Raw genomic sequence first — 541 nt, forward strand, 5'->3', positions numbered from 1 at the left:
CCTGCACGGCGCGCAGCACGCGCTCGTCCTCGCCCTCGGTGAACACGATGCGCGACTTCGCGCCCTCGCGCACCATGCGCTTGGCCGCGCCGAACAGCGGCTTCATGAACGCGCCCGAGTGATACACGAACTGCTGCAACTGTTCGACGTAGGCATCCAGGTCGGCCAGCGGGCGCGTGGCCACGCCGCCGTCCATCGCGGCACGGGCCACCGCCGGCGCGATACGCACGATCAGGCGCGGGTCGAACGGCTTGGGGATCAGGTAATCGCGGCCGAACGAGATGTCGTAGGTGCCGTAGGCGGCCGCCACCACTTCGTTCTGCTCTTCCTGCGCCAGCTTGGCGATGGCGTGCACCGCCGCCATCTCCATTTCGCGCGTGATGGTGGTCGCGCCCACGTCCAGCGCGCCGCGGAAGATGTACGGAAAGCACAGCACGTTGTTGACCTGGTTCGGATAGTCCGAACGGCCCGTGGCCATGACCACGTCGTCGCGCACCGCGTGCGCCACTTCCGGCAGGATCTCCGGCGTGGGATTGGCCAG

General features: G+C 68.2%; 1 protein-coding gene. It reads right to left on the reverse strand.

What is annotated here, in order from left to right; translation table 11 throughout:
* On the reverse strand, positions 1-541 hold a 541-nt coding region (locus A7W11_RS00005), incomplete at both ends, for a malic enzyme-like NAD(P)-binding protein (protein WP_328587192.1).

This window comes from Bordetella ansorpii (assembly GCF_900078315.1).
Classification (GTDB): Bacteria; Pseudomonadota; Gammaproteobacteria; order Burkholderiales; family Burkholderiaceae_B; genus Bordetella; species Bordetella ansorpii.